General features: G+C 68.2%; 14 protein-coding genes. 4 read left to right on the forward strand and 10 right to left on the reverse strand.

Features of this window, described 5'->3' with window-relative positions:
- Positions 1-34: 34 nt before the first annotated feature.
- From lipL to mutA, 4 genes are all read right to left on the reverse strand, one after another.
- The gene (lipL, locus tag AC2VOP_RS06515) at positions 35-1,303 is read right to left on the reverse strand and encodes an esterase/beta-lactamase LipL (protein WP_486960213.1); all 1,269 of its coding nucleotides are present in this window, start codon (positions 1,301-1,303) and stop codon (positions 35-37) included.
- A 73-nt stretch (positions 1,304-1,376) separates the two neighbouring features.
- Complete coding sequence (gene meaB, locus AC2VOP_RS06520; protein ID WP_486960200.1) at positions 1,377-2,390, reverse strand: methylmalonyl Co-A mutase-associated GTPase MeaB; 1,014 nt, start codon at positions 2,388-2,390, stop codon at positions 1,377-1,379.
- A complete protein-coding gene (gene scpA, locus AC2VOP_RS06525; RefSeq protein ID WP_486960201.1) occupies positions 2,377-4,653 on the reverse strand; it encodes a methylmalonyl-CoA mutase in 2,277 nt (758 codons plus the stop codon). The genes meaB and scpA overlap by 14 nt, the downstream gene beginning before the upstream one ends.
- 4 nt (positions 4,654-4,657) lie before the next feature.
- Positions 4,658-6,556 carry a methylmalonyl-CoA mutase small subunit gene (gene mutA, locus AC2VOP_RS06530; protein ID WP_486960202.1) on the reverse strand — a complete coding sequence of 633 codons (1,899 nt, stop codon included), beginning with the start codon at positions 6,554-6,556 and terminating at the stop codon, positions 4,658-4,660.
- 120 nt (positions 6,557-6,676) lie between these two features.
- Here mutA and AC2VOP_RS06535 point away from each other — a divergent pair, with 120 nt between their 5' ends.
- Complete coding sequence (locus AC2VOP_RS06535) at positions 6,677-7,396, forward strand: TVP38/TMEM64 family protein (RefSeq protein ID WP_486960203.1); 720 nt, start codon at positions 6,677-6,679, stop codon at positions 7,394-7,396.
- Here the strand turns inward: AC2VOP_RS06535 and AC2VOP_RS06540 are convergent.
- The 4 genes from AC2VOP_RS06540 to AC2VOP_RS06555 are packed head-to-tail and all read right to left on the reverse strand — an operon-like array spanning position 7,358 to position 10,633.
- Positions 7,358-7,756 carry a TA system VapC family ribonuclease toxin gene (locus AC2VOP_RS06540; protein ID WP_486960204.1) on the reverse strand — a complete coding sequence of 133 codons (399 nt, stop codon included), beginning with the start codon at positions 7,754-7,756 and terminating at the stop codon, positions 7,358-7,360. The two genes, AC2VOP_RS06535 and AC2VOP_RS06540, sit on opposite strands and share 39 nt — an antisense overlap.
- On the reverse strand, positions 7,753-7,980 hold the full coding sequence (locus AC2VOP_RS06545) for an antitoxin (RefSeq protein WP_486960205.1): 228 nt from the start codon (positions 7,978-7,980) through the stop codon (positions 7,753-7,755). The genes AC2VOP_RS06540 and AC2VOP_RS06545 overlap by 4 nt, the downstream gene beginning before the upstream one ends.
- A 38-nt stretch (positions 7,981-8,018) precedes the next feature.
- Positions 8,019-9,635: an FAD-binding oxidoreductase gene (locus tag AC2VOP_RS06550; protein ID WP_486960206.1), complete on the reverse strand. Its 1,617-nt coding sequence runs from the start codon at positions 9,633-9,635 to the stop codon at positions 8,019-8,021.
- A complete protein-coding gene (locus AC2VOP_RS06555; RefSeq protein ID WP_486960207.1) occupies positions 9,635-10,633 on the reverse strand; it encodes an NAD(P)H-dependent flavin oxidoreductase in 999 nt (332 codons plus the stop codon). Before AC2VOP_RS06555 ends, AC2VOP_RS06550 begins: the two co-directional genes overlap by 1 nt.
- A gap of 100 nt (positions 10,634-10,733) precedes the next feature.
- On the opposite strand from AC2VOP_RS06555, the gene AC2VOP_RS06560 reads away from it, so the two are divergent.
- The 3 genes from AC2VOP_RS06560 (at position 10,734) to AC2VOP_RS06570 (ending at position 11,957) form a co-directional block, all read left to right on the forward strand.
- Positions 10,734-10,967, forward strand: a complete 234-nt coding sequence (locus AC2VOP_RS06560) for a FitA-like ribbon-helix-helix domain-containing protein (protein WP_486960208.1) — start codon at positions 10,734-10,736, stop codon at positions 10,965-10,967.
- Positions 10,964-11,119: a hypothetical protein gene (locus AC2VOP_RS06565; protein ID WP_486960209.1), complete on the forward strand. Its 156-nt coding sequence runs from the start codon at positions 10,964-10,966 to the stop codon at positions 11,117-11,119. Before AC2VOP_RS06560 ends, AC2VOP_RS06565 begins: the two co-directional genes overlap by 4 nt.
- A gap of 160 nt (positions 11,120-11,279) precedes the next feature.
- A complete protein-coding gene (locus AC2VOP_RS06570) occupies positions 11,280-11,957 on the forward strand; it encodes an MIP/aquaporin family protein (protein ID WP_486960210.1) in 678 nt (225 codons plus the stop codon).
- A gap of 6 nt (positions 11,958-11,963) precedes the next feature.
- On the opposite strand, the gene AC2VOP_RS06575 is transcribed toward AC2VOP_RS06570, so the two are convergent.
- Entirely contained in the window at positions 11,964-12,335 is a 372-nt protein-coding gene (locus tag AC2VOP_RS06575) for a DoxX family protein (RefSeq protein WP_486960211.1), read from the reverse strand.
- A partial coding sequence (locus tag AC2VOP_RS06580; RefSeq protein ID WP_486960212.1) for an SPFH domain-containing protein occupies positions 12,335-13,393 on the reverse strand: 1,059 nt, incomplete at its 5' end. The genes AC2VOP_RS06575 and AC2VOP_RS06580, both read right to left, overlap by 1 nt.

Here is a 13,393-nt window from a genome sequence, read left to right on the forward strand (position 1 = left end):
GCCGGGCGCAGCGGGTCGCCGCCTACCTAGCCGCCTATCCGGCGGCCGCGCCCACTTCGATGAACGGGGCGCCGAAGTCTGCGACCGGCGCGAAACCATGGTTGCGGGCCAGCGCGCAGCCGGCGCGGATCAGGGCGTTGATCGCAATGAACCCGGCCTGGTCGGCCACCACGAGCGGTGTCAGCAGCCGATTGTGCACGAATCCGAACGCCAGGCCGGCGGCCGGATCGGCCCAGCCGAGGGAACCGCCTAGCCCGGCGTGGCCGAAGCCGGGCATCACGCCGGGTACCGGCACGGCGTGGTAGCCGAGATGGAACGCCAACGGCACCACCAGGTTGCCGTCCGGGCGGAGACTCGGCCGGCCACTGAGGCCGGCTACTACCTGCGGCGAAAGGAACCGGACACCGTCGATCTGCCCGCCGTTGGCTATCGCGCCGTACATCCGGGCCAGCCCGCGAGCCGTCGCCACCCCGTTGACCGCGGGAGCCTCGGTGTCCAGCAGTGGAATGTCGCCTTGCACCACGGTTCTGGCGCGGGGGAAGTACATGGCGCCAAAGCCGGCGCTGCACTGCAGTGCGGCGATTTTGGGGGCCAGATAGTCGAAGATCGGGTTCGCCGACCTGCTCTGCGGCATGATGATCTGCGCCGCGCCGGTCGGGGCACCGCCCGGTGGCCGGCCCAGGTGCAGGCCGTCGGTGTTCAGCGGTGCCGCCAGCTCGTCGCGGATCAACTCCCGCATGCCCTTGTCGGTGACGGCGCGGGCCAGCCCCGACATCAGCCAACCGTAGGTCAACGCATGGTATGCGGGTTTGCCCAGCATGTACCGGGCCGGTGCAGCCGCTAGCCGTTGCTCCATCAGCATGTGGTCCAGCAAGTCTTCTCTGCTGGCACCGCGCAGATGCGATAGGCCGGCCCGGTGCCGCATCAGCTGACGGACGGTGATCATCGATTTGCCATTCGCGGCGAACTCAGGCCAGTACTCAGCTACCGGTTTCTCGTAGTCGATCATCCCCCGGTCGACCAGCCGGTGGACGACAGTAGAAGCCATGCCTTTGGTTGCCGAGAACACCATCGACCCGGTATTTGCCGACCACGGCACCCGCCCGCGCCGGTCAGCCCAGCCGGTCCACACATCGACCACGGGCTGGCCGTCGAGGTACACGGCCAGCGCGCCGCCGCCGAATCGGCGCCCGGGGAACATGGCGGCAAAGCTGCGCACCGCCCAGGCAAAGCTGCGGTCCGCCGCACCGTGCACGCCGGGCGGAAGCGCCCAGCGCCGGTCACCACGGCCCGGCCGCCTCATTGCTGCCTCAAGCTGGCCCATAGCAACAAATCTACTCTGCGGTCCAGCAAATTGAATTAAAGTTATCTAACCGTTAGCCAGACGCCGCTTTAACTATGTGCTGGGCGGCTAGAGCCGGGGTCAATTCCCCGGCCGCGACTCGGCGTTCGATGTCGGCTCGCAGTCTGCGAACCTCGGGATTGGACAGCACCCGCTCCAACACGGTGTCGCGGACCAGCTGCCAGGTCCAGTCGACTTGTTGAGCGCGGCGGCGTGCCTGGAATTCGCCGCTGTCGATAAGCACCCGGTGGTGCCGCTGCACGGTGTCCCACAACTCGCTCAACCCATCTCCTTCGATCGCGCTCATCGTCAAAACTGGTGGTCGCCAAAGTGTTTCGCGCGGATGGATCAACCGGATCACCGCGGACAGTTCCCGGGCAGCCACCCGAGCCTCGGCCAGATGCTCACCGTCGGCCTTATTGACCACCACGACGTCGGCCAGCTCGAGCACACCCTTCTTGAGTCCCTGCAACTGGTCGCCGGCGCGGGCCAGGGTCAACAGGACGAAGGTGTCGACCATGCCCGCCACCGCCACTTCGGACTGCCCGACACCGACGGTCTCGACCAGTACCACGTCGAATCCGGCAGCCTCCAGCAGCACGATGGTCTCCCGGGTGGCCCTGGCAACCCCGCCCAGCGTGCCCGAGGTCGGCGAGGGCCGGATGTAGGCGTCCGGATGCACCGCCAGCTGCGGCATGCGAGTCTTGTCGCCCAGGATCGATCCACCGGTTCGGGTCGACGACGGATCGACGGCCAGCACCGCTATCCGGTGGCCCTGCCCGATCAGTTGCATGCCCAGCGCCTCGATGGTGGTTGACTTGCCCACCCCCGGGACCCCGGTGATACCGACGCGCTGGGCGCCTCCCGCCGCGCCGGCGAGCGCCAGCAGCAGCTGCTGCGCCTGTTCGCGGTGGTCGGGACGAACGGACTCGACCAGGGTGATGGCGCGCGGCAGGGCTGAGCGGTCACCGGCCCGCACCGCCCCGGCTAACTCGGCCAGCTCGGGGGTGAGTTCACCGGCCGCTGCTTCACGTTTACTCGAGGTCATAGCCGCGCCGCTCGGCGAGGGTCTGCAGCAGGTCGACTGCGGCGTCGGCGATCACCGTGCCGGGCGGAAAGATCGCGGTCGCGCCTGCGGCGTACAGCTCGTCGAAGTCGCCCGGCGGGATCACCCCGCCGACCACGATCATGATGTCGGGCCGGCCCACCTGCACCAGCGCATCGCGCAGTGCCGGGACCAACGTCAGATGCCCAGCAGCCAGCGACGAAACACCCACTACGTGAACGTCGTTGTCTGCGGCTTGACGGGCTACCTCGTCAGGGGTGGAGAACAGCGCCCCGACGTCGACGTCGAACCCTATGTCGGCGAACGCGGTGGCGATCACCTTCTGCCCGCGGTCATGCCCGTCCTGGCCCATCTTGGCAACCAGGATCCTGGGCCGGCGGCCGTCGAGTTCGGCGAATTTCTCGACCAGTGCGGTGACAGCCGAAAGTGGTCTGATGCTTCCCCTCCCCACCTCGTCGCGGTAGACCCCGGCGATGGTACGGATCTGCGCCCGATGGCGCCCGTAGACCTTCTCCAGAGCGTCGGAGATCTCCCCCACTGTGGCCTTGGCACGGGCAGCGTCGATGGCCAGCGCCAGCAGGTTGTTGCCCGGTTCGGCCGCACCCCCGGCGCGCGCGGACGGTTGAGCCGCCGCTGCGCGAGTCAGCGCGGCCAGCGCGGCATCACAGGCCGCCTGGTCCCGCTCGGCGCGCAGTTGCCGCAGTTTGGCCAGCTGTTCTGCCCGCACCCGGCTGTTTTCGATCTTGAGCACCTCGACCGGGTGACCTTCGTCAACCGGATCGACCTGGTACTTGTTGACCCCGATCACCGGCTGTCGCCCGGAGTCGATGCGGGCCTGCGCGCGCGCGGCGGCCTCCTCGATGCGCAGCTTCGGGATCCCATCGCTGATGGCCTGCGCCATGCCGCCGTGTTCTGCCACCTCGGCGATGTGCGTTCGAGCGCGCTCGGCCAATGTATGGGTCAGCCACTCCACGTAGTAGGAACCGCCCCACGGGTCGACCGGGCGGGTGGTGCCGGACTCCTGCTGTAGCAGCAACTGGGTGTTACGGGCGATCCGCGCGGAGAAGTCGGTGGGCAGCGCAAGCGCCTCGTCTAGCGCGTTGGTGTGCAGCGACTGGGTGTGACCCTGGGTGGCGGCCATCGCCTCGATGCAAGTTCGGGCGACGTTATTGTAGACGTCCTGCGCGGTCAGCGACCACCCCGAGGTCTGCGAATGGGCGCGCAAAGATGTAGATTTGGGGTTCCGCGGCTCGAATTCGCCGACTAACTCGCTCCACAGCAGCCGGGCGGCGCGCAGCTTTGCGACCTCCATGAAGAAGTTCATCCCGATACCCCAGAAGAATGACAGCCGTGGCGCGAACGTGTCGATGTCCAGGCCCGCACTCAGGCCCGCCCTGATGTACTCCACCCCGTCGGCAAGGGTGTACGCCAGCTCCAAATCCGCTGTGGCGCCGGCCTCTTGCATGTGGTAGCCGGAGATCGAGATGGAGTTGAACTTTCCCATCCTGGCACTGGTGTAGCCGAAGATGTCGGAGATGATCCGCAGCGACGGCTTGGGCGGATAAATGTAGGTGTTGCGGACCATGAACTCCTTGAGGATGTCGTTCTGGATGGTGCCGGCCAACTTCTCCGGCGGCACACCCTGCTCCTCGGCAGCCACCACGTAGAGCGCCAGGATCGGCAGCACCGCACCGTTCATGGTCATCGACACGCTCACCGCGGACAGGTCGATGCCCTCGAAAAGCTGCCTCATATCGAGGATGGAATCGATTGCCACCCCGGCCATCCCGACGTCGCCCTGCACCCGTGGATGGTCGGAGTCGTAGCCGCGGTGCGTGGCCAGGTCGAACGCCACCGACAGGCCCTTCTGACCGGCAGCCAGGTTGCGTCGGTAGAACGCGTTGGAATCCGCCGCGGTGGAGAACCCGGCGTATTGGCGGATGGTCCACGGCTGGTTGACGTACATTGTCGGGTACGGCCCGCGCACGTATGGTGATTCACCCGGAAAGCTGTGCAGCGGATAGCCGTCGTCGGCGGCGGCGGTCCGGTCTGCGGCGATGTAGACGGGTTTGACCGCAATGCCTTCCGGGGTGTGCCAGTCCAGCTGATCGCGGGTGTATCCGTGCGCCGCCGTCGCGGCGGCGATGTGCTTCACAGCGGCCTCGGTGGTGACCGGCTCCGAGTGACGTTCGCCGTGCAGCGCAACGTCGGCGAAGCTGGGGATCGCCGTGGTGCTCGCAGTCATCGGTTCAGGCCCCCAGTCGGGTGAGCAGATCCGACAGCATCTGCACCGCATTGATTTTCGTGGTCAAGAAAACGTCCGGCCTGGGCCTGGTATCGGCGACCGCGCTTTCCGGGCCGGCCAGGCAGACCTCGGCGAACCCGGCAGCATGCGCCGCCGCAACGACGGCACCGGCTTCGACGGCGTAGCGGGCGTCGGTGCCGCACAACACCGCCACCCTCGGCGATCCCGCCTCCGAAACCGCCTGCGCGACGCCGTCGGCAGTAACGGGTCCCGGGTTGGTCGCCTCGATGCCACCGGACGCCAACAGGTTGGTCGCGAACACAGCTCGGGCGTTGTGCTCGGACAGCGGGCCCAACGGCAACAGCAAGACGTGCGGGCGCGACCCACAGCGGGCGAGGTAGGCGTCCGAGCGGTTCCGCAGTGCCTCGAACTCCGCGGCGTAGCGGCGCACCGCACCCGTCGGTCGGGGCTGCGGTTGGGGCAACGGGGGTTCGGACAAAATGGGATATTCGTTGACCCCGGTGATCGCGGTGCGACGGTGCGCGACGTCGTCGGCACGGCGCGAAGAGGTCTCGGCGATCCGCTCGGCGAGGTAACGCAGCGCCTCGGCGAAACCGCCGCGGGACACGTGCTTTTCCAGGTGCTGGAAGTGCGACCAGGCTTGCTGTGCCAGTCGCTCGGTGAGGTCCTCGACGAACCATGATCCGCCAGCCGGATCCAGCACCCGGCCCAGATGTGACTCCTCCAGCAGCAGCAGCTGCGTGTTGCGGGCGATCCGCCGGGAAAATCCGGGTGCAGTGTCCGCCAGCCCGCCGGGGATCGCCGTGTCGAACGGCCACACCAGCACGGTGTCCGCACCACCCACCCCGGCGCCGAATGCCGCCAGCGTGGTGCGCAGCATGTTCACCCACGGGTCGCGCTGGGTCATCATCGGCAACGACGTCTCGGCGTGCACGACGGCCGCCCCGCTGTCCGGCTCGCCGGCTACTTCGGCCACCCGCGCCCAGAGTTGACGCGCGGCCCGCATCTTGGCGATCGTCATGAACTGGTCATCGTCAGCCGCAAAACGAAAGCCGATCTGCTGCAAGGCATCCGCGACCGACAACCCGGATTCGCCGAGCAGCCGCAGATATGCCACGGCGGCGGCAAGAGTCCCAGCGAGCTCCCACGTCGCGGTGGCGCCCAGGTTGTGCAGCGCCGGCCCGTCGACGCTGATCGTCCGCACACCGCGACGGCTGGCGACCCGGGACGCCACCGCGGCCACCTCTTCGGTCGACGGTGCGGGGAGTCCGCTCAGCGACGCGGTTAGCGGGTCGGCGCCCAAGTCGACCGAGAGCGTCTGACGTCTGGCCGGGTCCATGTTCTCGATCAATGCCAGCATCGCGTCGCCGGCCGCGGTGAAATCAGCTCCGGCGTCCAGCACCACCGGGACCAGCTCCAGGTAGATACCGTCGAACACCTGATCCATGTCAGTGGGCGACACCGCGCCGGATCCGATGCGCAGCCGCAGTGCACTGACCCCTTCGGTCAACGCACGCAGCAGCGCACCGTTGATCTCGCCAGCCGAGGCGTTACCGTCTGCGCCGTTTGCCGGAAACACCTCGGCGACCTTCCAGCCGGTGTTGACGTCGCGTAGCGCGTCGGCACCCCGGACGTAGGGCCACTGACCGGGCAGCGGCCGCTCCGGCAGCGCGTCGAACGCGGTGTAGAGCGCACGGATGCTGATCCCGCCCGGACCGGCCCCGCCTTCTGCCGGCGTGTCCAGCAGCCGTTCGGGTTCCCCCCCGGTTTCGAGGACGAGTTCGTCGGGGTCACGGCGCAAGCTTTTGGCCAGCACCGCGGCTACCGCTGTCCGCCAGCGGGCGCGCGCCTGGTCCAATCCGACGGGCACCTGCACTGACACCGGCGGCCCCCTTTGTCGCAGCATGGATTGGTCGATGACCAGGCTAATTGATGGGCGTCAGCGCCGGTGAAACGCCACCGCGGTAACGCTGGCCGTTCACCGCCGGCGCGGCCCGTAACCTTGACCAGCGTGGCTGCCCCAACCCTCCGGGAGATCGCCCGCCAGATCGCCGTGTGGAGGCTCGTCATCACGGCCGCCGCGATCTCGATCCTGGTCACGGCGGCGCTGCTGGTCCGGGTGCCCACCGCCGTGCAGTTGCGTGACTGGGCTGCGTCGGCCGGCGCGTGGTTCCCACTGGTTTTCCTGGCCACGCACGTCGTCGTCACGGTGTTCCCGTTTCCGCGCACCGCGTTCACGCTGGCCGCCGGACTGCTGTTCGGCCCGTGGCTGGGCATCGTGCTGGCGGTACTGGCCAGTGCGCTCAGCGCCCTGGCCGCACTGCTGCTGATCCGGGCTGTCGGCTGGCAGCTCAGCCGGTTGGTGCGCCACCCCGGAGTGGATGCGCTGGATACGAGGCTGCGGCAACGCGGTTGGCCGGCGGTGGTATCGCTGCGGCTGATTCCGGCCATCCCGTTCTCGGTGATCAACTACGCCGCCGGCGCGTCGGCTGTGCGGGTGCTGCCCTACACGCTGGCCACGCTGGCCGGCCTGTTCCCCGGCACCGCCGCTGTGGTGATCCTCGGCGACGCGCTCACCGGCGAGGTCAGTCCGCTGTTGTTTCTGGTGTCGGTGGGCACAGCCTTCGTCGGGGTGGCGCTGCTGATCTACGAAGTGCGCGGGCACCGAAGTGGCAGCTCACACTCACCGCTGCGGCACCAGCACGGCGACATCGCTGTGTAGTTGGGCGAGGCCCTGGTCGAGAGTGGCCAGCCGCCCGCCGCGCGTTCGAGCCAGTTGCGCCAGGTAGGCATCCGTCACCTGGCGGTGCCCGATCACACCTGTGAGTTCCACGTCGGCATACGAGATGGTGTCAGGCCAGAATTCGTGCCGCGAATCGCCGGAGATCGTGTTGACCATTTCCCGAACCGAGTCGGTTGGCTGGCCTTGCCGGACCAACAGCCGCGCCAGACTCCCCTGGGTGATCGGGCACGTCGCAAATGACGTGCGCATTGCGGTGAACCACGCCTCGGCCGAGTCGTGGTGGACGTGACCGGAGACCACGAGCGCGATCAGCACGTTGGCGTCCAGCAGCGTCGTCACTCCTCATCCTCCAGCGACCGGACGTCTTCAGAGGTGATGACGGTGCCAAGGCTCACCACGGGCAGGCCTGTTCGTGGGCTCGGGGATATCGGCGCCGCGTTGGGGGGTTCCAACCCGCGGCGCATCAGGGAGACGACCGTCTCACTAAGGGTGCGATGAGTGTCCCGGGCGATGGCATGTACGTGTTTGTGCAAGTCATCGGGGAGATCGACGGTAGTTCGCATGTATGCATCATACATCGCCGCATCATGATGCGGCGCAGCTACGGATCGATCAGGACACCCGGATTCAGGACACCGGCGGGGTCGAGGGATTGTTTGGCCGCGCGCAGCGCCTTCGCGAACGGTTCCGGACGCTGCCGGTCATACCAGGGGCGGTGGTCCCGGCCGACGGCGTGGTGGTGGGTGATGGTCGCCCGCTGCTCGGAGAGTGCCTGCGACACCGCCGCTTTGATCTCGTCCCACTGACCGAGCGTTTTACCCCACCGGCCGGCGGCGTAGACACCGAAGTAGGGTGCCGGCCCGTCGGGGTAGACGTGGGTGAACCGACAGGTCAGCACCCCGCTGACACCGACCGCGGCCAAGGCCTGGGTGGCGGCGTCGGTGACCGCAGCCCGCAGGCCGTCGAAAGTGTCCCAGGTGCAAGCGGTTTCAAAGGTTTCGGCGATCATCGAATGCTGCGCCAGCGCATCGCGCTGGTAGGGCATGCGGATAAACGACGTTCGCCACGCGCCGGCCGCGCCGGCGGCCGGGTTGGTGTCGGCGGAGTCGCTGTAGCGCACTCCGTCGGGCAGGTCGGGGAGTGTGCCACCGTGGTCGGTGACGATCTCCACCGCGCGGCTCATCCACGGCTGCACCGGGTGGTCGGCGGATTCGAACCCGAGCACCAGCACACCGCCCGTTGTCGCGGTGCCGGCGTTGAGCAGCGCCTCCGTCGGGTCCAGCAGGCGGCAGTTGGTGGGAGACAGACCCGACTGCGCCAGTGTTCGGGTTGCCTCCACGGCCCGGGTGTAGTCGGCGAAGGTCACCGAGGCGGCGGCACGCCACCGCGGCCGGCTTTGCAGGCGCATCCACCCTTCGGTGATCACACCGAGGGTGCCCTCCGAACCGAGGAACATCGCATCCGGTGACGGGCCCGCCCCAGAGCCGGGCAGCCGCCACGATTCGCTGACGCCCGACGGGGTGATGATCCGCATCGACTCGGTGAGGTCGTCGATGTGGGTGTAGCCGGTGGCGAAGTGCCCACCGGAGCGGGTGGCCAGCCAGCCGCCGAGGGTGGAGAACTCGAACGACTGCGGGAAGTGCCGCAGCGTGTAGCCGGCGCCGCGGAGCTGGTCCTCCAGTGCGGGGCCGAGGGCGCCGGCCTGAATCCGCGCCGCGCGGCTGACCGTGTCGATCTCGAGCACTCGGTCCATCGCGGTGAGATCCAGTGCGACGACGCCGGGGTAGTCACCATCGCACCGCGGTTCGACCCCGCCGACCACCGAGCTGCCGCCGCCGAACGGGATCACCGCGATCCGCGCGGCGGTGCACCAGTCCAGCACGTCGACGACGTCGTCGTCCGTCGCCGGCCGCAGCACCAGATCCACCACATGGTCGACGCGCCCCATCAGGCAACGCACCACGTCCCGGAACCCCTGACCGTGGCTGTGCCGCAGCCGATCTGACGGATCGACCGAGGCGATTGCGGCCAGCGGCGCCGGCGCGTTCACCCGCGGCTCGGGTATGTCGAGGCTCTCGACGGCGGGTGGTTGGTGCAGCGTCAGGTCCGCGTCGGGCAACAGCTGTCGGACTCGGCGCAGCATCGCGTCTCGCTCGTCGGGACGCACGGCATCCTCGACGTTGCCCCATCCCCACCACGAGCGCGTCTTCGTCGACATCAGCTCACCTTCCCAGACCTTCCCAGCAGGGTCACGGCCTGATCGGCGATCGCCGCCACGATGCCGCCCGCCGGCGCGGTCGCGTGGATCAAGCCGACGGCTTGGCCCGCGGTGACATTGGCGAGGGTGTAGTCCCGTTCGGCGACCGCCCGCCGGTATTGCGCGATGACGTGGTCGCCGTCGACACCGCCACGCACGCCGGATTCGTGCCAGCGGTCGGTGAAGGCATTGCGCAGCACGCTCATGCTGTGCCCCGCCGGCCATCGGTAGCCGCGCACGGCATCGTAGACATCGGTGCGGCAGGTGCTGTCGCCGGTGGCTGCCGCGACGACGTCGCGGGCTTGCGCGGTCGTCAGGGCTTCGGCGGCAGTGTAGAAGCAAGTGCCGCAGAGCACACCCGCCGCACCCAGCATCAGTGCTGCTGCCAGCCCGCGGCCGTCGGCGATGCCGCCCGCTGCCAGCACCGGTGTCCCGGTTCCGCGGTCGGCGACCAGATCGACGACCTCGGGTACCAGCGTCATCGTGGTACGGGGGCCGTAGCCGTGCCCGCCGGCCTCACTGCCCTGCGCCACCAGCACGTCGGCATCCGCCTGCAGCGCACGGTCGGCCTGGTCAAGGTCTTGGACCTGGCAGATCAACCGCGCACCCGAGGACTTGATCACGCCGGCGAACGGCTCAGGGTCGCCGAACGAGAGCATCACCGCCACCGGACGATATGCCAGTGCCAGGTCGAGCAGTTCCGGCTGGCCGGCCAGCGACCAGGTGATGAATCCGCAGCCCACCCGCGTACCGTCGGCACGACGGAACTCGCGGTTGAGCCACGTTTCGTCGCCGTAGCCGCCGCCGATCAGACCGAGCCCACCGGCGTTGCTGACCGCCGCGGCGAGTCGGCCGCCGGAAACTTCGGCCATCGGCGCGGACACGATCGGATAGTCGATGCCCAACAGCTCGGTCGCGGTGGTGGACAACGGCTTCAACGACTGTCCTGACGACGACATCGGCGGCCTCCCCGGCAAACATACGCCGGTGCCGGGTGTTCTCAACCCATACCAGCACGCTGCAGTGCTACATCACCTGCGATACAGCTAAGGTGCCGGCGTGGTCGCTATCACCGTTCGCGATGTTCCCGATGCGGTCCGCGACGAGTTGGCCGCCCGAGCTGCCCGCGCCGGGCAGTCACTGCAGGAGTATCTGCGGAACCTGCTTGTGACGACCGTGGACAAGCCGCTCGTCGCCGATGTCATTGCCCGCGCCCGGGCACGGGTCGATGCCACCGGCGCTCGTTTGGATGCCAGGGACATCCTCGGCGCCAAAGACACCGACCGCCGGTGACGCCGGTGGTCAAGGGCGTCGTCTGCGACGCGTCCGCGGTGGTCGCAGTGCTGCTGGATTCCGGCAGCGACGGTCGGTGGGCGACCGCACATCTGGTCAGCGCGGATCTGTTCGCGCCAGCGCTACTGCCTTACGAATCCGCCCCCTGGTGACACTGGACCGGCGAATTCGGCGGGCTCCCGGGATCGTCTGCCCGGTCGTCGTCCCCGCTGCCGATTGACTCACCCGCTCGGGTGGAAAACGCCACCGAAGCCCCGACGTCTCGTTAGAGTCCGACCAGCAAGGGCTCAAGCGCTGAAAGGACAGGGGCAAATGGCTGATCGGAGTGCCGCGGCACGCAAGTACCTGACCGAGTTGATCGGCACGTTCGTGTTCACCTTCGCGGTGATCGGTATCGTCGCGAATCCTGGGTGCGGCATGGCCGGGTCAGCACTCGGCATCGGGGCTGCGCTGATGGTGATGGTGTACGCCGCCGGCCACGTCTCGGGCGGCCACGTCAACCCGGCGGTCTCGATCGCGGCGTATCTGCGCGGTGCGCTGCCGCTCGGCGACCTCGCGCCGTACATCGTCGCGCAACTGCTCGGGGCGCTCGCGGCCTTCGGGGTGGGCTTCGCGTTGTGGCGCGACAAGTACTTCGGCGAGGCAGCCGCTGACCTGGGCGGCAAGGTCGGGGCGGCCTTCGTCGCCGAGTTGGTGTTCACGTTCGCACTGTGCTACATCGTGTTGCACACCGCCACCAGCAAGGACACCGAGGGCAACAGCTTCTACGGTCTGGCCATCGGCTTCATCGTCACGGTCGGCGTGGTGGCGGTCGGCGGCATCTCCGGTGCGTCGTTCAACCCCGCCATCACCTTGGGCCTGATGCTGCCGGGCCTGTTCTGCTGGAAGTTCCTCTGGGTCTACTGGGTCGCCGAGGTGCTCGGTGGCGTCATCGCCGCCTATGCCTACAAGGCGACCACTCCCAGCGATCGGGGTGCCCGCACCGGATAGACCCGGCTAGGTCGGGTCCGGAGCAGCCCGATCCGGACCTTTGACCGTCATCGCGGCAAACACCGCCAGGAACGACGCCGCCGGAATCATGTCGACAATGCGGTCGCGCACCCGGACATGCGCACCGACGGCCAACACGAAATACAGCGTCAGCATCGCGGTGGTGAGTCGGGCCAGTCCCGGAAACCGGAACACCGACAGCAGCCCGAGTGTGGCGGCAGCCTTCACCACGGGAAGCACCGGTCGAATTGCGGTCGGCACCTCTAGCCTGTCCATCACGGTGGCGATGTACGGAAGCGGGATGGCGCACGCCACCGCGTCGCCGGCCTCGAACGCGGCCAGCGCGACATAGGTCCGCCGGGATGTCAGGGCGCTCATCAGCTCCTCCCCGAGTCGAGCTCAGGCGGGGTCACCAGACCTTCGACCGGCTTGCGGGCGTCAGCCTCGGCTTTGGCGATAGCCTCGCCCAAAGCCTGCGCGATCGCCGGATCGGTCTGGGTGGTGAACCAGTCGGCGACCTCGGCGCTGTCGTCCTCTGGCCGGGGCAGATCCTCTTCTACCGGTGCGGGCTGGTACCGGAAGACCCCGTCTGCATCCGGCGCACCCAGCAGCTTAGTGAAACCTTGCAGCGCGGAACCGAAGTCGCTGGGTATCACCCACACCTTGTTGGCCTCGCCGCGGGCCAGCTCCGGTAGCACCTGCAGATACTGGTAGGCCAGCAGCTCGGGGGTGGGCCGGCCGGCCTTGATCGCGGCGAACGTCTTCTCGATGGCCTTGGCCTGCCCCTGCGCCTGCAGGTAGGCGGCCGCCCGCTCCCCCTGCGCACGCAGCATCGTCGACTGCCGATCGGCTTCGGCGGCCAGGATCGCGGACTGCTTGGCACCCTCGGCGGTGAGGATTTCGGCTTGCTTCTGCCCCTCGGCCTGTTTGATCGCTGCTTCCCGCTGGCCTTCGGCGGTCAGGATCATCGCCCGCTTCTCGCGGTCGGCCTTCATCTGCTTTTCCATCGACGCTTGAATGGACGGCGGCGGGTCGATGCTGCGCAGCTCGACGCGGGCCACTCGCAGCCCCCAGCGGCCGGTGGCCTCGTCGAGCACGCCGCGCAGTTGCCGGTTGATCTGGTCACGCGAGGTGAAGGTCTGCTCCAGGGTCATGCCGCCGACCACGTTTCGCAGCGTGGTGGTGGTCAGCTGCTCGACGCCGACGATGTAGTTGCTGATCTCGTATACCGCCGCCTGCGGATTGGTGACCTGGAAGTAGACGACGGTGTCGATGGCCAGGGTCAGGTTGTCCTCGGTGATCACCGGCTGGGGCGGAAAGGACACCACCCGCTCCCGCAGGTCGATCCGGGCGCGGATTCGGTCGATGAACGGCACCAACAGCGTCAACTGGCCGCTGACTGTGCGGCTGTAGCGGCCCAGCCGTTCGATCACCGC

The organism is Mycobacterium sp. TH-M106 (genome assembly GCF_057473765.1).

What these genes read in the sequence shown, in the direction of transcription:
- scpA (WP_486960201.1), bottom strand. Translation starts at nt 4,653, where the DNA reads ATGACTGCGAGCACCACGGCGATCCCCAGCTTCGCCGACGTTGCGCTG.
- AC2VOP_RS06575 (WP_486960211.1), bottom strand. Translation starts at nt 12,335, where the DNA reads ATGAGCGCCCTGACATCCCGGCGGACCTATGTCGCGCTGGCCGCGTTC.
- AC2VOP_RS06545 (WP_486960205.1), bottom strand. Translation starts at nt 7,980, where the DNA reads ATGCGAACTACCGTCGATCTCCCCGATGACTTGCACAAACACGTACAT.
- AC2VOP_RS06555 (WP_486960207.1), bottom strand. Translation starts at nt 10,633, where the DNA reads ATGTCGTCGTCAGGACAGTCGTTGAAGCCGTTGTCCACCACCGCGACC.
- AC2VOP_RS06570 (WP_486960210.1), top strand. Translation starts at nt 11,280, where the DNA reads ATGGCTGATCGGAGTGCCGCGGCACGCAAGTACCTGACCGAGTTGATC.
- meaB (WP_486960200.1), bottom strand. Translation starts at nt 2,390, where the DNA reads ATGACCTCGAGTAAACGTGAAGCAGCGGCCGGTGAACTCACCCCCGAG.
- lipL (WP_486960213.1), bottom strand. Translation starts at nt 1,303, where the DNA reads ATGAGGCGGCCGGGCCGTGGTGACCGGCGCTGGGCGCTTCCGCCCGGC.
- AC2VOP_RS06550 (WP_486960206.1), bottom strand. Translation starts at nt 9,635, where the DNA reads ATGTCGACGAAGACGCGCTCGTGGTGGGGATGGGGCAACGTCGAGGAT.